The sequence below is a fragment of the Arenimonas sp. genome (assembly GCF_047602345.1).
Lineage (GTDB): Bacteria > Pseudomonadota > Gammaproteobacteria > Xanthomonadales > Xanthomonadaceae > Arenimonas.
The window spans coordinates 142,607-164,427 of sequence record NZ_JASGHN010000003.1 but is presented as its reverse complement, the minus strand read 5'-3'; the positions used below and the strand labels follow the sequence as shown (position 1 = coordinate 164,427).

Here is a 21,821-nt window from a genome sequence, read left to right as displayed (position 1 = left end):
AGCCATGGCCCCGTTCAATCGCCTCGCCGATCGTTTCCTCAATCGCCGCGCCGTGCCCGCCTATGCCTTGCCCTTGCTGGCGGTGCTGTTCGTCGCCCTCGTGGTCTTGAGCGGATGGTTGTTCCGCGGCCTGCGCCTGGACCTGACGCAGAACCGCCAGTACACGCTGTCGCCCGGAACGCTGCATATCGTGGAGGGCGCAAAGCAGCCGGTGAAGCTGCGGCTCTTCTACTCCGAGACCGCGGCGCGCAACTACCCGCAGTTCCGCGTGTTCGCCCAGCGCGTGCAGGAATTGCTGCAGGAAATCTCCGAGCGCTCGAAGGGCAAGATCGCGTTGGAGACCATCGATCCCGAACCCTTCTCCGATGCCGAGGACGAGGCGGCCAGCTTCGGCCTGCGTGGATTGCCGCTGAACAACAGCGGTGGTTCGTTGTATTTCGGCCTGGTGGGAAGTACGGCCGACGGCAGCGACGTGATCATGCCGTTCATCCACCCGGACAAAGAGGCCTTCCTCGAGTACGACATCGCCAAGTTGCTTGCGAGCCTGATCGAGGCCAAGCCGCCGGTGATCGGCCTGCTCAGCGACCTGCCGACCGGACCGAACATCGACGCCAACGGGCAGCCCAACCTGGGTTGGCTGATCGACCAGCAGTTGAGCGATCGCTTCGAACTGCGTCGCCTGCAGGCCAATCCCGGATCGATCGGCGACGACGTCGACCTGCTGATGGTCGTGCACCCGAAACAGTTTTCCGACGACACCCTGTATGCGATCGACCAGTTCGTGCTGCGCGGCGGCCGCTTGCTCGTGTTCGTCGACCCCGACGCCGAAACCGATGTCGGCGGCAATCCGATGGATCCGGCTTCTCTGGGGCTCGGACGCTCCTCCGACCTCGGCCGGCTCTTCGGCGCATGGGGCATCGAATACAACCCGGTGCAGGTCGTGCTCGATCCGCAGTACGCACTGCAGGTGCAGCCGCCCGACCCGAACGCCGCGCCGGTCCGCAATCCTTCCCTGCTGGGGCTGAACAAGGCCGCGATGAACCAGCGCGACGTGGTCAGCGCCGACCTCGAATCGGTGAATCTCGCCAGCACCGGTTCGTTCTCGCTGACGGAAGATTCGCCGCTCAAGCTCGAAGCCCTGTTGCAGAGTTCGTCGAAGGCTTCGCTTTCCGACAACGAAACGGTGCGCCTGGCCGCCGGCGATCCGAGCCAGCTGCTGCAGAGCATCAAGCCGGCCGATTCGCCCTTCATCCTGGCCGCGCGTCTGTCGGGCAACCTCAAGACGGCTTTTCCCGAGCGTCGCGCCGAGAAGCAACTGATGCAGAGCGTGAAGACGGCCAACATGATCGTGGTCGCCGACACCGACATCCTCAGCGATCGCTTGTGGGCCGACGTGCAGAACTTCCTAGGTCAGCCGATCGTCAATGCGTTCGCCAACAACGGGGATTTCGTCTACAACGCCGTCGACAACCTGATCGGCAACAGCGACCTGATCGCGGTACGCACGCGCATGACCGCGCGTCGACCGTTCCAGCGGGTGGAAACGCTGCGCCGGACGGCGGAACAGCGTTACCAGACGCAGGAGCGGCAGTTGCAGCAGCAGCTGGCCGAGCTCGAACAGAAGCTGTCGGCCCTGCAACCGGCGCAGGCGGAAGGCGCGCCGCCTGCCGCGCTGACGGCGGAGCAACAGGCCGAATTGCAGAAGTTCCAGAAGCAGAAGGCGCAGGCGCGACGCGAGCTGCGCGACGTGCAGCACCAGCTCAACGCCGACATCGACGAACTTGGCGGACGCATCAAGTTGATCAACATCCTTGCGATGCCGGCGATCGTGATCCTGGTGGCGGGCTTTCTCGCATTCCGGCGGCGCTCGCAACGTCGCCCGGCTTGAGTCCGATGCACGGCCGCAGATGGTTTTCGGCGGCCGGGGCGTTGTTCTGCGGCGCTTCGGTGGCGTTGGCCGCCTACGCCAGCCACGGCGCCGAGGGCGAAGCGGCACATCGCCTGGGGCTGGCGGCGGCGTTCGCCTTCGCGCATGGCCTGGGCCTGATCGCCTTGTTCCCGCGATCGACGCGTTGGGCGATGGCCGGCAAGCTGGCCTTGCTGTCAGGCGTGCTGTTGTTCTCCGGGTCGTTGGTCGCCGCGGTTTTCCTTCAGGCGCCGACGACCCTGGCGCCGGCAGGCGGCATGCTGCTGATGGCCGGCTGGGCGATACTGGCGATCGATTTCCTGAAAACGCCCTGAGGACGCATGGCCAGGCACGCGCGTGGATTCGATGTCGAAGCGGCGCAAGCGCATCTTTCGCGCGTGGACAAGAAGCTGGCGGCATGGATGCAGCGCATCGGCAGGATCGAAGCCGATCCGCGCTGGAAGAAGCCGTTCGATGTCTGCGACGCGCTGGCGCGTGCGATCCTTTACCAGCAGCTCAGCGGCAAGGCCGCGGCGACGATCGTCGGTCGCGTCGAAACGGCGATCGTGTCCGACAAGCTGCATGCCGACACGCTGGGACGCGTCGACGACGCGACCATCCGCGCCTGCGGTGTGTCGGGCAACAAACTGTTGGCCTTGCGCGACCTGTCGGCGCGCGCGCAGCGCGGCGAGATTCCCGATGCGCGGCGCATGGCCACGATGAGCGACGACGATGTCGTGCAGGCGCTGGTGCCGGTGCGCGGCATCGGGCGCTGGACGGTGGAGATGATGCTGATGTTCCGGCTTGGCCGCCCGGACGTACTGCCGGTGGACGATCTTGGCATCCGCAAGGGCGCGCAGCGCGTCGACCGTCGCGCCGAGATGCAGACGCCACGGGCCTTGGCCGAACGCGGAGAGCGTTGGGGTCCGTATCGCACCTACGCCAGCCTCTATCTGTGGCGCATCGCCGATTTCGCCGAAACGCCGAAGCCGCCGATCAAGCGTTCGCAGGGCTGAAGCGCGCTGCGCCGACGAAGCGACGGCGCTGCGGGTCGTCGCAATCGCCCGGAGCAGGCAATTCGTCCATCAACGGTCGCCCGCAGTCCAGCGCCAGTGCCAGGGCTCGTAAACGATGCCGTGCGGGTTGTCGTGCGGATAGCTCATCACGAAACCGAAAGCATTCGCCTGCTCGCGCAACCACGCGAACGCGGGCGTGGCCTCGAAGGATTCTTCCGCCGGTGGTTCGCCCGGCGTGCCGATATCCATCGCACGGCCGCCGTGGTGTTCGGAAAAACCCGGCGCGGCATTCACCGACAGGATCTGCTCGACCGTCTGCCCGCGCGCGAGCTTCCGGCGAAAGATGCCGAGTTGGTAGTCGTGGCTGCGATAGCCGGAGATCGCGTCGAGCGCGATGCCGTCCGCGCGCGCGGCGTCGCGCATTCGCCGCCAGGCTCGCGAGGCGCCGTCGTCCAGCCACAATGGCCGTGCATAGCGATCCCAACCGGCGAAGCTCAGGCGCGTCGGTTCGGCGACCAGGTCCAGGCCGGTGCGCTCGGCATAGTCGGCCTCATCCAGACCCAGCGCATGCAGGCGATCGATCAGCCCGCTGAGCTCGCGCGGCGAAGCGGTCGCCTGGTCGGCTTCGGCGAGCGCCGCCAGGTCGACGCGATGCGATGGCGTCAGCGCACCGCGTTGGAGTTCGCGCACCGTGTCGCCCTCGCGCAGGGCGAGGAAACGACCATCGCTCTTGCGTCGGATCAGCCATTGCGCCTGCGACAGGGCGCGCGCAGTCGCGTTGCCGCGTGGGTTCGCAGCGGCGGCGGGCAGCGCTTCGAGGAACTCGCCGTTGAGCAGGCGCCATTGACCGGAATGCATGGCGCGAGCTTAGCAGCGTTCGCCGCTTCCCATGCGGCTTATCCGCGACGCAGCGCCTCCAGCGCCATTTCGGGTTTTTGCAGGCTGAATAGCAGCAGCCTGCCGTCGCGCCGCGGCAAGACCAGCACCCGGCGCCAGTCGCTGAGCACGACATAGGCCGTAGCGCGGTTGCGCAGCCGGAACCAGCCCGAGCGATAGCCGGGCAGGGCGGTGCCGAACAAACGGAAGACCGGCCGCAACGATGTCTCCTGTTCGAGATCGACGATGCGCGCCGAATCGAGGTCCAGGTCGATCAGGCGCGTGCTCGTGCCGGGCATCAGACGGTAGCGGATGCCGCCGCCTTCGATCCGGATCCGTCGGCGATGCATCGTCCAGGCGAACGCGGCGCCCACGACCGGCAACAGCAGCAAGGCGGGCAGGATATGCATCCAGGTCACCGGCTGTGGTTGCAGTGCGAGTACGGCCACGAGGATTAGCGGTATGCCCGCGCCGATCAACAACGGGAACAGCCTCGGAAAGGCTCCGGGCGGCGTAAACTCGAACTCCTGCGTCTTCATGCCATTGCCGCGCCGGCCAAGGGCGCCAGCACATGCAGCGCGATGTCGGCGCTGAAGTGCGCCAGCATCGCCGCCTCGATGCCGCGTCGCCAATAGAGCCATCCGAATACCAGGGCGGCGATCGTATTCAGGACGATCGTACGGAACACGACGAAGGTATCCAACGGCCAAACGTCCGCTGCCGTCGGCAGGTGCGCCGCGCCGAAAGCGATCGCCGCCAGTGCGATAGCAGTCCAGACCGTCGTCGACGAAGGCGGGCGTCGCGTGAGTCGGGCGACGGCCCAGACAATCAAGGTCATCAGGAACAGGCGCGCCATGATCTCTTCGACGATGCTGCCGTAGAACGAAGCGAGCAGGCCGTTGAAGGCATCGGGCATCGGCAGCGCATGCAGCGGCGGCGGCAAATGCGGATCAAGCAGGGCGGCGAGTGCCAGGATCGCCACACCGGCCAGCAGGCCGAGCAGGATCGAATTCAGCCATGGCATCGCCGGGCGGGGCCTTCCCTGGATCCAGGCGCGCAACCAAGGCGCATCCAGGCCTGTGCGCGGCGACATTCGCAAGCCGGCGAAGGCCATCAGGAAGCAGAAAAATCCGGCCTGCAGGCACTGCAGGGGAATCACGATCGCCAGCGGCAGGCTGATCTTCGCAAACGCCTGCGGCAGCAGTTGCATCAGGTAGGGGAAAAGCAGGCCAACCGCGACCGCGGCCGCGAGGCCAAGTACGGCTGCCAGCTTCAGGTCTTCGCGAACGCTGGTGACGACAACGGTGGCGTGCATGCTCGCGGTCCCGCCATCACTGCGGGCGACGGAAGACCAGGGTCGTCTGGCCGTAAGGGCCAGCGCCTGGAGGAATGCCGACGAGCTCCCAGCCCTTCTGCCCCATTTCGTTCAAGGCCAGCTTTAGCTTTTCGGCGTTGACGCCGCCGCGCCAGGTATTGGGCGGAACCGTGATGACTTCGTAGCTCCAGCGACTATGGTTCATCGCGCTCGCTCCTCGTGTCAGAGGAAATACAGGAAGGTTCCGACGAACAGCGCGAGCGCGCTGGCGGCGGCGAGGGCGCCGATGACGTGGCGGGGGTCGCCGCCGCGGCGTTCGATCAGGTGGACGATGTGCAACATGTCATTCCTCCGTGTCGTGGACAGGTTCGGCCGGTTTCAGCCGGCCATTGCGCCGCAGGGCCTCGCGCAGCACGTATTCGATCTGCGCATTGAGCGAGCGCAGTTCGTCGTCGGCCCAGCGCTGGACGGCGTCCAGCACCTGGGCGTTGATGCGCAAGGGATAGGCCTTTTTCTCGCTCATGCCGGGAGGGGCGTGCGGAAGCGGCGGGGCTTCCGCATGCGGTCAGTAGATCGAGCCGGTGTTGACGATCGGCTGGGTGCCGCGCTCGCCGCAGAGCACGACCAGCAGGTTGCTGACCATCGCCGCACGGCGCTCGGGATCGAGGTCGACCACGTTGCGCTTGCTCAGTTCGCTGAGCGCCATCTCGACCATGCTGACCGCGCCTTCGACGATGCGCGTGCGGGCGGCGATGATCGCGCTGGCCTGCTGTCGCTGCAGCATCGCCTGGGCGATTTCCGGCGCGTAGGCCAGGTGGCTGATGCGCGCTTCCATCACCTGCACGCCGGCCTGGGCCAGGCGCTCCTGGATTTCCTCGGTAAGGTGCTTGGCGATTTCGCTGGCGTGGCTGCGCAACGCGACCTGGCCTTCCTGGTGCTGGTCGTAGGGATAGCTGGTGGCCATCGCGCGCAACGCCGCTTCCGACTGGATGTGCACGAAGCTCTCGTAATCGTCGACGTTGTAAACGGCCTCGGCCGAATCCACCACCTGCCAGACCACGACGGAGGCGATTTCGATCGGGCTGCCGTCGAGATCGTTGACCTTGAGCTTGCTGCTTTCGAAATTACGCGTGCGCAGCGAGACCTTCTTCGCCGAGAAGAACGGATTGGCCCAGCGCAGGCCCTGCTCCTTCGACGTGCCGACGTACTTGCCGAACAGGCTCAGCACCGCCGCCTGGTTGGGTTCGACCATGTAGAAGCCGCAAAGCAGAACCAGCAGGACCAGTTCGGCCAGGACAGCGGCGATGATGATGGCTGCCTGGTCGTTCAGGGCGCCCTTGACGATCAGGAAACCGAAGACCGCCATGGCCGCCAGCTGGAGCAGCAGCATCGGGATACCGGAATACGAACGGACGGATGTTTCTTTCATGGCGGGCCTCCTGGTGTTGGAGAATAAGATATCAAAAAGATATCAAATTGCAACCGCGCGTGAACGACAAAGAGGCCTCTTTAAAAAACAAAGGCTTGATCAGGATTATTCAGGATCTACTGGAGATCAAGCGGCCTGGAGCGGCTGCCGGGTTGCCTCAGGGGGGCGTTACCCGGAAGCGCAGGATCGGGTAGGGCTGCTGTTCGCTAGCGACCAGGAGACTGCGTCCATCGGTCGACCAGGCGATGGCCTCGGCCTGTGGCAGCCAGGGGTAGCGCAATTGGCTGGGGGGCCGTTTCAGGGTGTCGGCCCAGGCTTCGTTCGGCTGGCGCACGAGGAAGTAGATCGAGTGGTAGTTCAGGATGGCGAGCACGCGGCCGTTCGGGCTGAGATCGGCGGCCGTAATCTGCGAACGATAGCGCCCGTACACCGGGTTCAACTTCAGGTCCGCCTCGCTGGGCTGTTCAACGCCCTGGATCTTGCCGATCAGTTCGGCTGTCTGCAGCGAGCCGGGCGGGCGTAGCGGGAGGCGATAGAGCTCGGGCGGAACCCGCTTCTTCGAAACCAGCAGCACCTCGCCCCGGGCGGCGTCAACGGCGACCGCCTCGCAATCGCGCGCGCCATCCTTCCAGCGGAAATCGATCTTCCACGCCAGCTTGAGGCTGTCGCCGTCTTTCGGCGCGGCCGGTTCCTCGAATACCCAGAGCGTCAGGGTTTCACGGATGCCGCCGTTGTCGCCGGTATCGGAGACGAGCAGATAGTTGCGTCCATCCAGGGCGAAGGAAGCGATGTCCTCCCAGTCGGTATTGATTGCGCCCTCGGCTTTCAAGGACGCGACACGTTCGCCGTTCGGGCGGACCAGAACCAGTTTCGGTTCGTTGCCACTGTCGTTATGCGCCCAATAAAGCCCCGGCTGCGCATGCGAAGCGGCCATGCCGCTGACTTCATCCAGGGCTGGGTCGATGAAGGTGCCGGCGTATTCCGCCGGCGACCAGCGCAGGCCGGGAGCGGCCGCCGACGCGAGGGCCGGCGATGCGAGAAGCAGGCAGGTCAGGAGGAGGCAGCGCATGCGTGTCGCCAGTAACGAAAGCGCGAGGATGCCAGAAAGCGGCCCGCGCTTGAACGCCGAAGGTACACTACGCGTCCTCGACTGCGTGACTCGCCATGCGCCCAACCCCCGTCCGGATCGGAACTCCCTGCACTGCCCAGGCCACGCGCGTCCTCCTTCTCGGCTCGGGCGAGTTGGGCAAGGAAGTCGCGATCGAACTGCAGCGGTTGGGCGTCGAAGTCATCGCGGCCGATCGCTACGACAGCGCGCCGGCCATGCAGGTGGCGCATCGCTGCCACACGTTGAACATGCTCGACCCGGCTGCGTTGCGAGACCTGATCGCGCACGAGAAGCCCGACCTGGTCGTTCCCGAGATCGAGGCCATACATACGCAGACCCTGGTCGAACTCGAACGCGACCAGGGCCAGCGCGTCATTCCGACGGCGCGCGCCGCGCGGCTGACGATGGATCGCGAAGGCATCCGCCGGTTGGCGGCCGAAACTCTTGGCCTTCCGACCTCGCCCTATCGTTTCGTCGATACGCCCGAGCAGTACCGCGAGGCCATCGCCGCCATCGGCCTGCCCTGCGTGGTGAAGCCGGTGATGAGTTCTTCCGGCAAGGGCCAGAGTACCGTGCGCAGCGCGGACGACGTCGAAAAGGCCTGGGAGTACGCGCAGACCGGCGGACGCGCGGGGCAGGGCCGCTGCATCGTCGAAGGTTTCATCGATTTCGACTACGAGATCACCTTGCTGACCGTCCGTCATCGCGACGGCACCAGTTTCTGCGACCCGATCGGCCATCTGCAGATCGACGGCGACTATCGCGAAAGCTGGATGCCGCAGCCGATGTCCGACCGGGCGCTCGAGCGCGCGCGCGCGATCGCCGACAAAGTCACCGGCGACCTCGGCGGCTGGGGCCTGTTCGGCGTCGAACTGTTCGTCAAGGGCGACGACGTCTGGTTCAGCGAAGTCAGCCCGCGGCCGCACGATACCGGTCTCGTCACGCTGATCTCGCAGGATCTGAGCGAATTCGCCTTGCATGCCCGCGCGATCCTCGGCCTGCCTATCCCGAACATCGCCACGCACGGCGCATCGGCCTCTTGTGCGGTGTTGGCGCACGGGCAGGGCGTGCCGTGCTTCTCCAGCGTGGAAGCCGCGTTGGCGGCGCCGGACACGGCATTGCGGTTGTTCGGCAAGCCGAAAGTGGAGGGGCATCGTCGCGTGGCCGTTACCTTGGCTCGCGGGCCCGACATCGAAGCCGCGCGCGAGAAGGCGCGCGCTGCGGCCGCGGCATTGAAGGTGGAACTGATCTGACGGGCGGCGCGTCGCCCGGAGCCGCATGACTGGAGAGTGAGATGGTGGAGTCGCAGGTTTATGCCGTTTTCCTGTATCCGGCGGCGCTCGAAGCGCTGGGCGATGCGGTGAAGCCCTATCTGGTGGAAGGGCCTTCCGGTCCGCATCTGCTTTGCATCGGCGTCGATACCGGGGGCGCTTTCTGCGAGATGGCGCTGCAGGGCCGCGACAACGCCGGCAAGCTGGTCGAACTCGAACTGATGATTCCCACCGGCATGATCCGCTTGATCGCCAGCGTGCACGGCCGCGACGTGGGCTTCGGCTTCGCCTGAGCGGTCGAAGCCGCAGACGATTCGTTTATCGGTGCGGCGAGGGCAGGGTCCCGGCCTTGCGCACTTCGGTCTTTCGGCCGCCTTCCACGCTTTCCAGGAAGCCGCCGCCGACATCCAGGTAAATCCGGAACGTCTCGCGGTCGGCCGAGTACAGGTACCGATGGGCGACGCGCCCCAAGCGGTCGTCGAACTGCGACGCGAACGGCGGCGAAGCCGCTTGCCAGCCTTCGATCTTCAGCGGACAACCGCCGTACTGGCGGCAATGCAGCTGCAATCCATCGGCGAGGCTGTTGATGCGCCGCATCGCGATCTGTCGCTCGCTGTGGAAATACGCCAGTGCGACACAGGCCAGCGCCATCGCCATCACGGCGCGCAACAGCCGGCCGCGGCGTTCCCGCGGGCGGGAGAGACGAATGACCAGGCTGAGCAAGGAAGTGGCGATCACCACTACGGAGGCCGCCGCGCCGGCATAGAGCATCGCGTCGTTGCGCGAGAACAAAGGCCAGAGGCAGAGGAAAGGCGGGAGGAACTGCGCCGCCAGAGCGGACGGACGATTGAACTCGGCGTGGGTCGGCATGACGTCGTGCGGTTCCTGTCTCAGTCGGGTGATGCGATGTCGATCCAGACCATGTGGTGGTCGCTGGCATCGATCCAGTCGGCGCCCGCCTCGCCGGGCTTCGGCCAGAACACGCCGGATGCCTTTACCGGCAGGCCGACCGAGGGAAGCACGTAGTCCAGGCGAAGATTGCCGACGCGCGGACCGAAGTCGCCGGTGTCCTGCGCTGGCGACCCGCGCTGCGCGAGGTTGCCACCACCGACCGTTCGCGCGGCGAGTTCGGCGCCTTCGCTGCGCGGCGTGGGCATACGCAGGACGCGCGGATTTTCGATCAGTCCGACGATGGCATCGTGCCGGCCATCGCCATCGGCGGGATCGTTGTTGAGGTCGCCGGCGATGACGAACAGCGCGTCCGTCGCCAGACCGCCGCAGCGACCACGATCATCGCAGAGCCAGGGTTTCGCTCCCGGCGTCACATATTCGTTCCAGAAGCGGATCTCGTCGTGATTGCGCGCGCCGTTGCGGTCTTCCGGCCCGTCGAAGACCGGCGGCGTCGGATGCGCGACGAGGAAATGGATGCGACCTCGCGGCGTATCGATCGGCAGGTCCCAGTGCGATTTCGACGACAGGCGGAAGCCTGCGATCACGTCCTGCGGATACCAGGAGGCACCGGTGGCGGGGTCGCGCGGCAGGGCCGCGCCGGGCAAATCCTTCCAGAGGAAATTCTGGAACGTGCGTGCCCGTTCGGCATCGATCGGATAACGCGACAGCACCAGCAGTCCGTATTGACCCGGATGCAGGCCGTAACCGAAGGCGTCGTTGCCGGCGCTGCGTCCCTCGCCGCCGACCTTGCCGTCGCGATCGAGATCCATGCCCGAAGGCACGCCGGTATTGACCGGGGCGAGGTAGCGGTAGTCGTAGCGGATCGGCTGCTCGCCGGATTGTCCGACTTCGAGATAGCGGCGCTGGAATGTCTCCGCAGCCCGTCCCTGGGGATCGAAATCGAATTCGTTCAGCAGCAGGATGTCCGGCCGCTGATGCTGGATGACGGCCGCGATCTTGCGCGCCTTCGCGTCGCCGGCCTCGAGCCGCGCAATCAGTCCACCCTCGCGCTCGTCATACAGTGAACTGTTGTAGGTGGCGATGCGCAGGTCGAGCGCAGGCGGTGGCAAGGCGGGCGAAAAATCCGGTACCGCGGCCGTGGCGAGCGCAGGCAACAGCAGGCAGGCGTAGAACCACGCGGCCATCCGGCGCATCGGGCTCATGCCTGCCTTACCCAGTTTCGGCCTTGCAGTCGTTCCTGCGGCCGGAAATTTTCTTTGTAGTGCATTTTCGGGTGATCCTTCAGCCAGAAGCCAAGGTACAGGTATTCGCGGCCTTCGCGCCGCGCCCATTCGATCTGCGACAGGATGGCGAAAGTTCCCAAGCTGCGGGCAGCCTCGCGCGGGTCGAAGAAGGTATAGACCGAGGACAGAGCAGCAGGCAAGAAGTCGGTCACGGCGACCGCAAGCAACGCTTGCCCGCGGCGGAACTCCAGGAAATGCGTCGGGCTCCATTCGCAGGAGACGAAGCGATCGAAGTCTTCGGTCGCTGCGCCGTCCATGCCGCCGCCGGCATGGCGCGAATCGACGTAACGGCGATACAGGTCGAATACTTCATCCGTGCGTTGCGCCGGGCGCAATTCCATCCGCAGGTCCGTATTGCGCTTGAGGCAGCGGCGTTGGCTGCGATCGGGCGCGAACTCGCGCACGGGCAGGCGCACGGCGATACAGGCTTGGCAGGCGGCGCATTGCGGCCGGTAGACATGGCCGCCGGATCGGCGGAAGCCCAAGGCAAGCGACTGCGGATAGACGTCCGGCAACGCCGCGTCCGATGGATCGAGCACGATGTCGCGCGCATTGCGCTCCGGCCAATAGCCGCAGGCATGTTCGGCAGTCTGGAAAACGCGTATGCCGCGCTGTTGGCCCATGTTAACGCCTGGGGGGATTCGGGTCCTGGGCGACCCGCGATCAGACTATCACCGCAATACGCGGCCCATGCTCGCGCCGACCCGGGTCGGGGTTTCGGTGGGCAACCGATCGAGTTCGACGGCCGCCTGCGGCAGCAGCACGATGACGGTCGAGCCGTAGTTGAAGCGCGCCATCTCGGCGAAGCGGGCCAGCGTGATGCCACGACCCCGGAAGTCCTGGCGTTGCGGGCGCGAGGCGTAACGCGGAATGTTCACGCCGTTCCAGACGGTTTCGACGCCCGATACCAGCAAGGCGCCGACCATGACCACGCACATCGGGCCGAAATCGGTATCGAAGTGGCAGACCAGGCGTTCGTTGCGGGCGAACAGCTGCGGTATTTCTCGCACGGCCCAGGGCGCGACGCTGAACAGGCGACCCGGCACGTGCAGAGTCTCGACGAGTTCGCCGCCCCAGGGCATGTGGACGCGGTGGTAGTCGCGCGGCGAAAGATAGAGATTGGCGAACCAGCCCTGCGCGAAAGGCGCGGCCATCGCTTCGTCGCCGAGCAGCTCGGCCGCGGTGAAGTGCTGGCCTTTCGCCTGGAAGATGCGACCGTCCTCGATCCGGCCGATCTGGCTGATCTTGCCGTCGGCCGGCATCAGCAGGCGCAGCGGGTCCGGGTCGGGGCGGCGGACCCCGTCCTTGAGGGCGCGGGTGAAGAAGGCGTTAAAGCTGGCGTAGCGCGTCGGATCGGGTTCGGCCGCCTCATTCATGTCGACGCCGAACTTGCGGATGACCAAGGCGATAAGCCAATTCTTGAAAGCCTGGTTTTCGCTGCGCGCCGCCCATAGGGCCAGACGCGACAGCAAGCGATGCGGCAGCGCGTACTGGATCGCGATCGAAGGCTTCATGGAGCGGCCTCGGTCAGCTTGCGCAGGTCGTCGGCGATGCCGCGCGCATCCAGTGGCTGTTTCGGCGGCGGGTTCGGACGGATGAGACCGGCTTGCCGTCCTTGCGGGTCCAGCACGACCAGGGTCGCCGAATGGTCCATCGTGTAATCGCCGCCGGGCAGGGGCGATTTCATGTAGACGAGACCCAGGCCGCGGGCGAAGGCCGACAGCGCGGGCTCATCGGCGGTCGCGGCCAGCGTCTCCGGATGGAAGTAGCGCGCATATTCGCCGGTGAGTTTCGGCGTGTCGCGATCGGGATCGACCGATACAAACAGGATGCGCGGGCGCTTCGGGGCCGGGATGTCTTTCCAGGCGTTCTGCGCCTTGGCCAGTTCGCTGAGCGTGGTCGGACAGACGTCGGGGCAATGGGTAAAGCCGAGAAAAACGACCGTCCAATGGCCTTGCAGGTGCTTCGCCGTCAGCGCGGTGCCGTCGGACGATTGCAACTCGAACGCGGGCAACTCGCGTGCCGGTGCGATGCGCGTCACCGCGTACAGCTTCGGTGCGGCAGCCGCGTCGGCTGCGGCCGGCTTGCCGAAGTAGCGCTGGGCGGCCATCAAGCCGAGGCCGGCGGCGAGCGCCGCGCACAGCACCAGCAGGATGGAACGTGAGGCGAAACCGGATTGCTTGGGGGCATTCATGCCGCGAATTATAGCGGTAGGGCCGCTATACTTGAGGCTTCGCCATTATCCGGGCCGGCAATGAGCGCCGAACTGACGACGATCATCGACTTCATCCGCTACGGCGCCAGCCGTTTCGGTCGAGCCGGCCTCACCTTCGGACACAGCTACGACAACGCGCTCGACGAAGCGACGCAGCTCGTCCTGCACGCCTTGCATCTGCAGCACGATATCGGCCCGGCCTATGGCCAGGCCCGGCTCGTCGAAGAAGAAAAGCAGGCGATCCTGGCGCTGTTCCAGCGCCGGATCGACGAGCGCATCCCGGCGTGCTACCTGACCGGCGAAGCCTGGTTCGCCGGCTTGAGCTTCAAGTCCGACCCGCGCGCCCTGGTGCCGCGTTCGCCGATCGCCGAACTCATCCTGTCCGGTTTCGAACCCTGGCTCGGCGGAAGATCGGTGGAGCGCGCGCTGGACCTGTGCACCGGCTCGGGCTGCATCGCGATCGCCACCGCGCACTATCACCCGCATTGGCAGGTCGACGGCGTCGATATCAGCGACGCCGCCCTGGCCTTGGCCGCCGAAAACGTGGAGCGACTCGACGCGCGCAACGTGCGCCTGTTGAAATCCGACCTGTTCGCGGGCCTGCAGGGCGAGGTCTACGATCTGATCGTCAGCAATCCGCCCTATGTGACCGACGACGAGACCGATGCCCTGCCGCAGGAATATGCGCACGAGCCCGAGCTGGGCCTGCGCGCCGGTCCCGATGGCCTGGATCTGGTGCTCAAGATGTTGCGCGACGCGCCCGTGCATCTGAGCGACAACGGCTTGATGATCTGCGAAGTCGGCGAAAGCGAACGCCATCTGGTCAGGCTGCTGCCGGAGCTGCCCTTGGCCTGGGTCGAGTTCAAGGTCGGACAGATGGGCGTATTCGTGGTCGAGCGATCCGATCTCGTCGCGCATGCCGCCAGCATCAAGGTCCTGGCCGACGCACGCCGATGAGCGCGAACAGTTTCGGCCGATTGTTCACCGTCACCACTTTCGGCGAGAGCCACGGCCCGGCCATCGGCTGCGTGATCGATGGCTGCCCGCCGGGCATCGCCCTCGCGGCGGGGGACTTCGCCCATGACCTGGCGCGGCGCGCCACCGGCAAGAGCCGCCACACTTCGCAGCGGCACGAAGCCGACGAAGTCGAAATCCTCTCCGGCGTTTACGAAGGTCGTACGACCGGTACGCCGATCGCCTTGTTGATTCGCAATACCGATGCGCGCAGCAAGGATTACGATCGCATCGTCGAACAATTCCGTCCCGGCCACGCCGATTACACCTATTGGCAGAAGTACGGTCTGCGCGATCCGCGCGGCGGCGGCCGCAGCTCGGCGCGCGAAACGACGATGCGGGTGGCGGCCGGCGTGGTCGCCAAGCGCTGGCTCGCGGAGAAGTTCTCGATTCGTGTTCGCGCGCACGTGGCCCAGATCGGCGATGTACGTCCGCATGCGTTCGACTGGAATGCGGTCGAAGCGAACCCGTTCTTCTGGCCCGACGCTTCGCAAGTGGGCGAACTCGAAGCCTTCATGGACGCGCTGCGCAAGTCTGGGGATTCGATCGGCGCGCGCATCGATGCGATCGCCGACAACGTGCCGCCCGGTTGGGGCGAGCCGATATACGGCAAGCTCGATGCCGAGATCGCCGCTGCGATGATGTCGATCAATGCCGTCAAGGGCGTGGAGATCGGCGCCGGTTTCGCCAGCGTCATGCAGAAGGGCAGCGAACACCGCGACGAGATGACGCGCGAGGGTTTCCTCGGCAACCAGGCGGGCGGCATCCTCGGCGGCATCAGCAGCGGGCAGGCTATACGGTGTTCGGTGGCCTTCAAGCCGACCTCCAGCCTGCGCCTGCCGGCGCGCGGCCTGGACGTGCAGGGCAACGAGGTCGAGGTCGTGACGACCGGTCGCCACGATCCCTGCGTCGGCCTGCGTTCCGTGCCCATCTGCGAGGCGATGCTGGCCCTGGTGTTGATGGACCAGGCGCTACGTCACCGCGCGCAATGCGGCGACGTCGGCGACGTCACGCCACGCATACCGGCGGGTAGGCCGTGAACGCCATACAATGGCTCGAGCTGAAATGCGCGGCGCGAAAACGCCGGTCGGGGCGCCATTGCGGCCCGCTCGAATCGTTTCGATGCCCGCGCCCCGACTATCGGGTCTGACACCACGAATCCTGTACGCGCGATTGCGCGAGCTACTCAATCAAGACAAGAACAGACATGACCCAGACCGTTACCGTTGCCGTCGTCGGCGCCACTGGCGCCGTCGGCGAAGCCATGCTCGCCATCCTCCATGAGCGCAAGTTCCCGATCAAGGAACTGATCCCCCTCGCCAGCGAACGTTCCGCCGGCGACAAGATCGATTTCGGCAACCACAAGATCACCGTGCGCGATCTCGCGACCTTCGATCCTGCCGGCGTCGACATCGCCCTGTTTTCCGCCGGGGGTTCGGTGTCGAAGGAGTACGCGCCGAAGTTCGCGGCGGCCGGCGCCATCGTCATCGACAACAGCTCCGCCTTCCGACTGGACGCGGACGTGCCGCTGGTCGTCGCCGAGGTCAATCCGGACGAACTGAAGAACATCCCACGTGGCATCGTCGCCAACCCGAACTGTTCGACCATGCAGATGGTGGTGGCGCTGGCGCCGATCCATCGCGCCGTCGGCATCGAGCGCATCAATGTCGCGACCTACCAGTCGGTGTCGGGCGGCGGTCGTTCGGCGCTGGAGGAACTCGGCAAGCAGACGGCGGCGATCCTGGGCTTCCAGGATCCGAATCCGCAGCGCTTCCCGGTGCAGATCGCCTTCAACCTGATCCCGCACATCGACGATTTCCAGGACAACGGCTACACGCGCGAAGAGATGAAGCTGGTCTGGGAAACGCAGAAGATCCTCGGCGATCCGTCCATCCAGGTGAACCCGACCGCGGTACGAGTGCCGGTTTTCTTCGGCCACTCCGAGGCCGTGCATATCGAGACCCGCCGGAAAATCAGCGCCGAAGAAGCGCGGGCCATGTTGGAGAAGGCGCCGGGCGTGGAAGTGGTGGACGAACGACGGGCGGCCGGCTACCCGACGCCGGTGACCCACGCCTCGGGCCGGGACCCGGTCTATGTGGGGCGGATCCGCGAGGATGTTTCCCACCCGCGGGGCCTGAACCTGTGGGTCGTCTCGGACAATATCCGCAAGGGCGCGGCCCTGAATGCGGTCCAGCTGGCTGAGCTCTTGTTGAAAAATCGCTCGTAAAGCGTTCTTATCAGCGGAATTCCTCCCGGCCCCAGCCCCCGCTGGCGCCGGGTCACCGATTGGGGAGAGTCGTTCGTGAACACCCGCCATCTCTTGCTGCCGCTGGCCTTGTCGCTGGCGTTGGCTGCGCCGACCGCCCAGGCCCTGGGCCTGGGGCAGCTGCAGGTCAAGTCCGGTCTGAACCAGCCCCTGGTCGCCGAAATTCCCATCATTTCCGCCACGCCGACGGAGATGGACCAGCTCACGGTACGCCTGGCATCCCCCGATGCTTTCGCGCGCGTCGGCCTGGATCTGCCGCGCGAACTCACGGCGAACCTGCAGTTCAGCGTAGGCCGCAATGCGCGGGGCCAGCCCGTCGTACGCATCAGCACCACCAACAAGTTCACCGAGCCCTTCCTGTCCTTCCTGATCGAGGCCGATTGGGGCAAGGGCACCGTTACCCGCGAATACACGGCGCTTATCGATCCGCCCTACATCGCGCCGGCGGTCATCAGGCCGCTGGAAACGGCGACGGTCGCCGCCGTGCCGGTCCAGGTGCCGGTCGCGCCTCCCGTGCAGGCGCCGCCGCCGGCGCCCGCGCGGACCGTCGCGGCCGCCGAACCCGAGCCGGTGTCGGTTGCGCCGACCCCTGAGCCCGTCGCCGAACCCCCGCCGCCCTTGCCGGCCCCGCCGCCGCAGCCTGTCGTTTCGCGCCCGGCTGCACCGGCGCCCGTTCGTCCCGCGCCGCGCCCGGTCGCGCCAGCGCCCGTACCCGCACCGACGCCGGTCCCGGCCCCGGCCCCGGAGAAGCCGGGTCAGTACGGCCCGGTGGAGAAGGGCAAGACGCTGTGGTCGATCGCCGAATCGGTCAAACCCGATGAGGCCTTGACCACCAACCAGATGATGCTGGCCTTGTTGCGCGCCAATCCCGAGGCCTTCGACAGCGACAACATCAATCGCTTGAAGAGCGGGTCGGTACTGCGCATTCCCGGTCGCGAGGAAGTGGCGACGCTGGGCCCGGCGGAAGCCGCCGCTCTCGTGCAGGCCCAGGCCAGTGCCTGGCGTACGCCGCCGGCGCCGGTGCCTCAGCCGGCCGAGACGATCGCCGAACGCAAGCCTGCGGAGACTCCGCGGCCAGCGACGCCCGCGCCAACGGCCGATCACGTCGCCGCTGCGCCCGCCAAGCCTGCGCGTCGTCCTGCCCAGTCGCGGCTCGAAATCGTTCCGCCCTCCGGAAAAGTAGCCGCGCGCGGCAGCCAGTCGGGCGCCGCCGCAGGTGCGGGCGGTAGCGAACTGCGTGCGGAACTCGTGCAGGCGAAGGAAGATCTCGCCGCGCGTACCGCCGAAGTGGCGGAGCTCAAGTCGCGCGTCGCCGACTTGGACGAGTTGAACCAGAAGCAGCAGGAAATGATCCAGGTACAAAGCAGCGAAATGAAGGCGCTGCAGGATCGCCTGGCGGAACTCGAACAGGCGAAGACCGCGACGCCGGCCGAACCGATTGCGGCCGCGCCTGCTGCCAAGCCGGATGCGAAGCCGGCGGCGGCGAACAAGCCCGCGGCGACCCCGGCCGAGGAACCGGCGTCCGAACCGCTGTACATGAACCCGTACGTGCTCGGTGGCGCCGGTCTGCTGCTGTTGATCGGCATGGTCCTGGCGTTGCGTCGTGGTCGCTCGGCGTCCGCCGAGGATGCGATTCCGGTGCGCCGCATTTCGGACGACGATGCCTTGCGCGCGAGCCTGGCGCAGACGCGGATTTCGGCGGCACCGGAAGCGCCTGCGGCACCGCCGGCGGCGGCGCCCGCAGCGGCGGCGGCAAAAAAAGCACCGGAACCGAAGCCGGTCGAAACGACGGATCGCGAACTGGAAAACCTCAAGTCCGCCGTGAAGGCGCGCCCGCACGATCTTGAGGCGCACCTGAGCCTGCTCCGTTACTACCATTCGCACCGGCAGACGGCCGAGTACGAAGCCGCGGCGCAGATCATGCGCCTGCAGGTGCCGAGTACGATGGATCCGCGTTGGCGCGAGGCTGTCGTGATGGGCGCCGGATTGTTGCCGGGGCATCCGCTGTTCAGCCAGGCCGGTTGGAACGCGCCGCAGTTCGGCGAGCCGGCGGCAGCGCCCAAGGCCGCCGCTGCGGAAGCGCCCGCCAAGGTCGCTCCTGCTGCCGCAGCGGTGGCGACGGCCGGCACCGCGAGCGCAGCCGCGACTACGGTCGATGCGCATGCGGACAACAACGACTGGGATCGCCTCGTGGCGCAGGCCGGTGGCGCATCGGAGAACCTGACCGACATCGACTTGTCCGTTCCGGATTTCGGCGTCGACACGCCGAAAGACGTGCATCGCGCCGAAGCGGAGGTTCTGGCCGAAGACGAAGCGAGCGCCACTCGCATCGAACTGGCCAAGGCCTATCTGGACATCGGCGATCTCGACGGCGCGCGCAGCATGCTCGAAGAAGTTCTGATCGATGGCGGGCCGGCGGCGAAGGCGGAAGCGCTGCGCATCCTCAACGAACTCGGCTGAGTCGCCCTCGCCAATACGGGCCGGGGCGCGTGATCGCGTTCCGGCCGAGTCCTGATCATGCGCTACGCGCTCGGCATCGAATACGACGGCAGCGAATTCCTCGGATGGCAACGGCACCACATGGGTGCGACCGTGCAGGCAGCGGTGGAAGACGCGCTCGCCTTCGTCGCCGATCGCCCCGTCGAAGTGGTTTGTTCCGGACGCACCGATACCGGCGTGCATGCGCAATGCCAGGTAGTGCATTTCGACAGCGAGGCCGAACGCGATAGCCGCGCCTGGGTGCTCGGCACCAATACGCGATTGCCGGACAGCATCCGGCTGCTCTGGTGCCAGCCGATGCCGGACGAATTCCACGCGCGATACTCGGCACGGGCCCGTCGCTATCGCTACAGCATCCTCAACCGTCCGGTGCGCCCGGCGCTGCAACGCGTCTACCTGAGCTGGGAGCGTCGCCCGCTGGATGCCGATGCCATGCACGTCGCCGCCCAGTCGCTGCTCGGCGAAAACGATTTCAGCGCCTTTCGCGCCGCGCAATGCGAGGCTAAACATGCGATGCGCAACATGCATGAGATCTCGGTCGTGCGGCAGGCGGACCAGGTCCATGTGGAGTTGCAGGCCAACGCCTTCCTGCATCACATGGTGCGCAACATCGTCGGCAGCCTGATTCCGATCGGGCTCGGCGAGCGGCCGGTGTCCTGGCTGGGCGAATTGTTGCGCGGCGGCGATCGCACGGTCGCGGGCGCGACGGCACCTGCGGCGGGTCTGCTTTTCATCGGTCCGAAGTATCCGGCCGAATGGGCGCTGCCGATGGAGGCGACGTTGTGACCAGGACGCGAATCAAGTTCTGCGGTTTCACCCGCCCCGGCGATGTGCGCCTGGCCATCGAACTCGGGATCGACGCCGTCGGTTTCGTTTTCGCTGTGAACAGTCCCCGTCGACTGCCGCTCTCGCAGATCGACGGCATGCGAGCGGTGGTCCCGCCCCTGGTCGATGTCGTGGCCCTGTTCATGGACGCCAGCGGCAGCGAAGTGCTCGATGTCGTGCGGACGCTGCGGCCGACGCTGCTGCAGTTCCATGGGCGCGAAAGCGACGCCTTCTGCCGTGGTTTCGGCCTGCCGTTCATGAAGACGCTGGCGATGGGCGGCGGTGCGCAGGAGCCTGCGGCGGAAGCCAAACGCTATCCTTCCGCAGCGGCCTTCCTGCTCGACGGGCATGCGCCTGGCGAAGCCGGCGGGCGCGGGCAAAACTTCGACTGGAGCACGGTGCCATCCCTGAATCGCCCGGTGTTCCTGGCCGGTGGCCTCAACACGGGCAATATCGCCGAAGCGATCCGGACGGTGCGTCCGTTCGCAGTGGATGTGGCCAGCGGGATCGAGTCGGCGCCAGGCATCAAGGACGGCGCCAGGATGCAACAATTCGTTGAAGAGGTAAGACGTGCAGACCGCAATTCCGTCAGCTGACGGCACCGCCATCGACTATTCGGCCTATCCCGACGCCCAGGGCCATTTCGGTCCGTATGGCGGCCGCTTCGTCTCGGAAACCTTGATCGAACCGCTGCGCGAGCTCGAAGCGGCTTACGACCGATTTCGCGAAGATCCCGAGTTCGTCGCCGAACTGCGCAAGGACTACCGGCATTACGTCGGGCGGCCCAGTCCGATCTACGAAGCGGAAAGACTGAGCCGCGAGGTCGGCGGCGCCCGCATCCTGCTCAAGCGCGAAGACCTGAACCACACCGGTGCGCACAAGATCAACAACACCATCGGCCAGGCGATGCTGGCCAAGCGCATGGGCAAGACGCGGGTGATCGCCGAGACCGGCGCCGGCCAGCACGGCGTCGCTTCCGCTACGGTCGCGGCGCGATTGGGTCTGCGTTGCGTGGTCTACATGGGTGCGGTCGACATCGAACGCCAGGCGATCAACGTCTTCCGGATGAAACTGCTCGGTGCCGAAGTGGTGCCGGTGCATTCCGGTTCGAAGACCCTGAAGGACGCCTTGAACGAGGCTATGCGCGACTGGGTCACGAACGTGCGCGACACCTTCTACATCATCGGCACGGTAGCCGGCCCCAGCCCGTATCCGCGCATGGTGCGCGATTTCAACGCCGTGGTCGGGCAGGAGGCGCGGGCACAGATGCTGGAAGAATACGGTCGGCTGCCGGACGCGATCACGGCCTGCGTAGGCGGCGGCTCCAACGCCATCGGCATATTCCACGCGTTCCTCAACGATGACGACGTGGCCTTGCATGGCGCCGAGGCGGCGGGAGAGGGGATCGCTTCCGGTCGACATGCCGCATCGCTGTCGGCGGGGCGTCCCGGCGTTCTGCACGGCAATCGCACCTATCTGCTCTGCGACGACGACGGACAGGTCATCGAGACGCATTCGATTTCCGCCGGTCTCGACTACCCGGGCGTGGGGCCGGAACACGCCTTCCTGCGCGATGCCGGCCGGGCGACCTATGCCGGCATCACCGACGAAGAATGCATGCAGGCATTCCACCTGCTCGCCCGGACCGAGGGGATACTGGCGGCGTTGGAGTCCAGCCATGCCATCGCGCAGGCGATCAAGCTGGCCCGCGATCTGCCGAAGGAGGCCCTGGTGCTGGCGAACCTGTCGGGTCGAGGCGACAAGGACATCCACTCCATCGCCCGACGGGAAGGCATCGCGATTTGAGCCCCGGGAAAGGGGCGTCCCGGCCCGGATCGCGCGCCGGACGGCGTGTCTGGGCTAAAATTGCCGTTTCCCGCCCCGAT

At 66.3% G+C, this 21,821-nt stretch carries 24 protein-coding genes; 12 read left to right on the top strand and 12 right to left on the bottom strand.

Going from position 1 to position 21,821, the window contains the following annotated elements; translation table 11 throughout:
• Nucleotides 1-4: 4 nt before the first annotated feature.
• From QM707_RS01765 to QM707_RS01755, 3 genes are read left to right on the top strand one after another with little or no spacing between them, the layout of a single operon-like run.
• Nucleotides 5-1,888: a Gldg family protein gene (locus tag QM707_RS01765; protein ID WP_415000152.1), complete on the top strand. Its 1,884-nt coding sequence runs from the start codon at nucleotides 5-7 to the stop codon at nucleotides 1,886-1,888.
• Nucleotides 1,889-1,893: 5 nt separating this feature from the next.
• Nucleotides 1,894-2,241: a DUF423 domain-containing protein gene (locus QM707_RS01760; RefSeq protein ID WP_415000151.1), complete on the top strand. Its 348-nt coding sequence runs from the start codon at nucleotides 1,894-1,896 to the stop codon at nucleotides 2,239-2,241.
• Nucleotides 2,242-2,247: 6 nt separating this feature from the next.
• Nucleotides 2,248-2,922, top strand: a complete 675-nt coding sequence (locus QM707_RS01755; protein WP_415000150.1) for a DNA-3-methyladenine glycosylase family protein — start codon at nucleotides 2,248-2,250, stop codon at nucleotides 2,920-2,922.
• 69 nt (nucleotides 2,923-2,991) lie between these two features.
• Here the strand turns inward: QM707_RS01755 and QM707_RS01750 are convergent, their stop codons facing one another.
• From QM707_RS01750 to QM707_RS01720, 7 genes are all read right to left on the bottom strand, one after another.
• Nucleotides 2,992-3,780 (bottom strand): M15 family metallopeptidase, encoded by a 789-nt coding sequence (locus QM707_RS01750; RefSeq protein WP_415000149.1) that lies wholly within the window; start codon nucleotides 3,778-3,780, stop codon nucleotides 2,992-2,994.
• Between the two features lie 38 nt (nucleotides 3,781-3,818).
• Complete coding sequence (locus tag QM707_RS01745; RefSeq protein WP_415000148.1) at nucleotides 3,819-4,337, bottom strand: PH domain-containing protein; 519 nt, start codon at nucleotides 4,335-4,337, stop codon at nucleotides 3,819-3,821.
• Complete coding sequence (locus QM707_RS01740; RefSeq protein WP_415000147.1) at nucleotides 4,334-5,113, bottom strand: type II CAAX prenyl endopeptidase Rce1 family protein; 780 nt, start codon at nucleotides 5,111-5,113, stop codon at nucleotides 4,334-4,336. The genes QM707_RS01745 and QM707_RS01740 overlap by 4 nt, the downstream gene beginning before the upstream one ends.
• Before the next feature lie 16 nt (nucleotides 5,114-5,129).
• Nucleotides 5,130-5,318 (bottom strand): DUF4177 domain-containing protein, encoded by a 189-nt coding sequence (locus QM707_RS01735; RefSeq protein WP_415000146.1) that lies wholly within the window; start codon nucleotides 5,316-5,318, stop codon nucleotides 5,130-5,132.
• A gap of 138 nt (nucleotides 5,319-5,456) precedes the next feature.
• A complete protein-coding gene (locus QM707_RS01730) occupies nucleotides 5,457-5,636 on the bottom strand; it encodes an Arc family DNA-binding protein (RefSeq protein ID WP_415000145.1) in 180 nt (59 codons plus the stop codon).
• 42 nt (nucleotides 5,637-5,678) lie between these two features.
• Nucleotides 5,679-6,542 carry an SPFH domain-containing protein gene (locus tag QM707_RS01725; RefSeq protein WP_415000144.1) on the bottom strand — a complete coding sequence of 288 codons (864 nt, stop codon included), beginning with the start codon at nucleotides 6,540-6,542 and terminating at the stop codon, nucleotides 5,679-5,681.
• A gap of 157 nt (nucleotides 6,543-6,699) precedes the next feature.
• The gene (locus tag QM707_RS01720; protein ID WP_415000143.1) at nucleotides 6,700-7,611 is read right to left on the bottom strand and encodes a hypothetical protein; all 912 of its coding nucleotides are present in this window, start codon (nucleotides 7,609-7,611) and stop codon (nucleotides 6,700-6,702) included.
• 95 nt (nucleotides 7,612-7,706) lie between these two features.
• Between QM707_RS01720 and purT the strand changes: the two genes are divergently transcribed.
• Nucleotides 7,707-8,903, top strand: a complete 1,197-nt coding sequence (gene purT, locus QM707_RS01715; RefSeq protein WP_415000142.1) for a formate-dependent phosphoribosylglycinamide formyltransferase — start codon at nucleotides 7,707-7,709, stop codon at nucleotides 8,901-8,903.
• Nucleotides 8,904-8,944: 41 nt separating this feature from the next.
• A complete protein-coding gene (locus QM707_RS01710; RefSeq protein WP_415000141.1) occupies nucleotides 8,945-9,214 on the top strand; it encodes a hypothetical protein in 270 nt (89 codons plus the stop codon).
• A 25-nt stretch (nucleotides 9,215-9,239) separates the two neighbouring features.
• Here the strand turns inward: QM707_RS01710 and QM707_RS01705 are convergent, their stop codons facing one another.
• The 5 genes from QM707_RS01705 to QM707_RS01685 are packed head-to-tail and all read right to left on the bottom strand — an operon-like array spanning nucleotide 9,240 to nucleotide 13,310.
• Nucleotides 9,240-9,791 (bottom strand): hypothetical protein, encoded by a 552-nt coding sequence (locus tag QM707_RS01705; RefSeq protein ID WP_415000140.1) that lies wholly within the window; start codon nucleotides 9,789-9,791, stop codon nucleotides 9,240-9,242.
• Between the two features lie 20 nt (nucleotides 9,792-9,811).
• Nucleotides 9,812-11,035, bottom strand: coding sequence for an endonuclease/exonuclease/phosphatase family protein (locus QM707_RS01700; protein ID WP_415000139.1), 1,224 nt, complete (start codon nucleotides 11,033-11,035; stop codon nucleotides 9,812-9,814).
• On the bottom strand, nucleotides 11,032-11,739 hold the full coding sequence (locus QM707_RS01695) for an arginyltransferase (RefSeq protein ID WP_415000138.1): 708 nt from the start codon (nucleotides 11,737-11,739) through the stop codon (nucleotides 11,032-11,034). The genes QM707_RS01700 and QM707_RS01695 overlap by 4 nt, the downstream gene beginning before the upstream one ends.
• A 48-nt stretch (nucleotides 11,740-11,787) precedes the next feature.
• Nucleotides 11,788-12,630, bottom strand: a complete 843-nt coding sequence (gene asd, locus QM707_RS01690; protein WP_415000137.1) for an archaetidylserine decarboxylase — start codon at nucleotides 12,628-12,630, stop codon at nucleotides 11,788-11,790.
• On the bottom strand, nucleotides 12,627-13,310 hold the full coding sequence (locus QM707_RS01685; protein WP_415000136.1) for an SCO family protein: 684 nt from the start codon (nucleotides 13,308-13,310) through the stop codon (nucleotides 12,627-12,629). The genes asd and QM707_RS01685 overlap by 4 nt, the downstream gene beginning before the upstream one ends.
• Nucleotides 13,311-13,370: 60 nt before the next feature.
• Here QM707_RS01685 and prmB point away from each other — a divergent pair, with 60 nt between their 5' ends.
• The 7 genes from prmB (at nucleotide 13,371) to trpB (ending at nucleotide 21,741) form a co-directional block, all read left to right on the top strand.
• Nucleotides 13,371-14,288 (top strand): 50S ribosomal protein L3 N(5)-glutamine methyltransferase, encoded by a 918-nt coding sequence (gene prmB, locus QM707_RS01680; protein ID WP_415000135.1) that lies wholly within the window; start codon nucleotides 13,371-13,373, stop codon nucleotides 14,286-14,288.
• Nucleotides 14,285-15,385 carry a chorismate synthase gene (gene aroC, locus QM707_RS01675; RefSeq protein WP_415000134.1) on the top strand — a complete coding sequence of 367 codons (1,101 nt, stop codon included), beginning with the start codon at nucleotides 14,285-14,287 and terminating at the stop codon, nucleotides 15,383-15,385. The genes prmB and aroC overlap by 4 nt, the downstream gene beginning before the upstream one ends.
• Nucleotides 15,386-15,552: 167 nt before the next feature.
• A complete protein-coding gene (locus QM707_RS01670) occupies nucleotides 15,553-16,572 on the top strand; it encodes an aspartate-semialdehyde dehydrogenase (protein ID WP_415000133.1) in 1,020 nt (339 codons plus the stop codon).
• 75 nt (nucleotides 16,573-16,647) lie between these two features.
• A complete protein-coding gene (locus QM707_RS01665; RefSeq protein ID WP_415000132.1) occupies nucleotides 16,648-19,071 on the top strand; it encodes a FimV/HubP family polar landmark protein in 2,424 nt (807 codons plus the stop codon).
• Nucleotides 19,072-19,128: 57 nt separating this feature from the next.
• Nucleotides 19,129-19,896 (top strand): tRNA pseudouridine(38-40) synthase TruA, encoded by a 768-nt coding sequence (gene truA, locus QM707_RS01660; RefSeq protein ID WP_415000131.1) that lies wholly within the window; start codon nucleotides 19,129-19,131, stop codon nucleotides 19,894-19,896.
• The gene (locus QM707_RS01655) at nucleotides 19,893-20,531 is read left to right on the top strand and encodes a phosphoribosylanthranilate isomerase (RefSeq protein WP_415000130.1); all 639 of its coding nucleotides are present in this window, start codon (nucleotides 19,893-19,895) and stop codon (nucleotides 20,529-20,531) included. The genes truA and QM707_RS01655 overlap by 4 nt, the downstream gene beginning before the upstream one ends.
• A gap of 10 nt (nucleotides 20,532-20,541) precedes the next feature.
• The gene (gene trpB, locus QM707_RS01650; RefSeq protein ID WP_415000202.1) at nucleotides 20,542-21,741 is read left to right on the top strand and encodes a tryptophan synthase subunit beta; all 1,200 of its coding nucleotides are present in this window, start codon (nucleotides 20,542-20,544) and stop codon (nucleotides 21,739-21,741) included.
• Nucleotides 21,742-21,821: the final 80 nt, after the last annotated feature.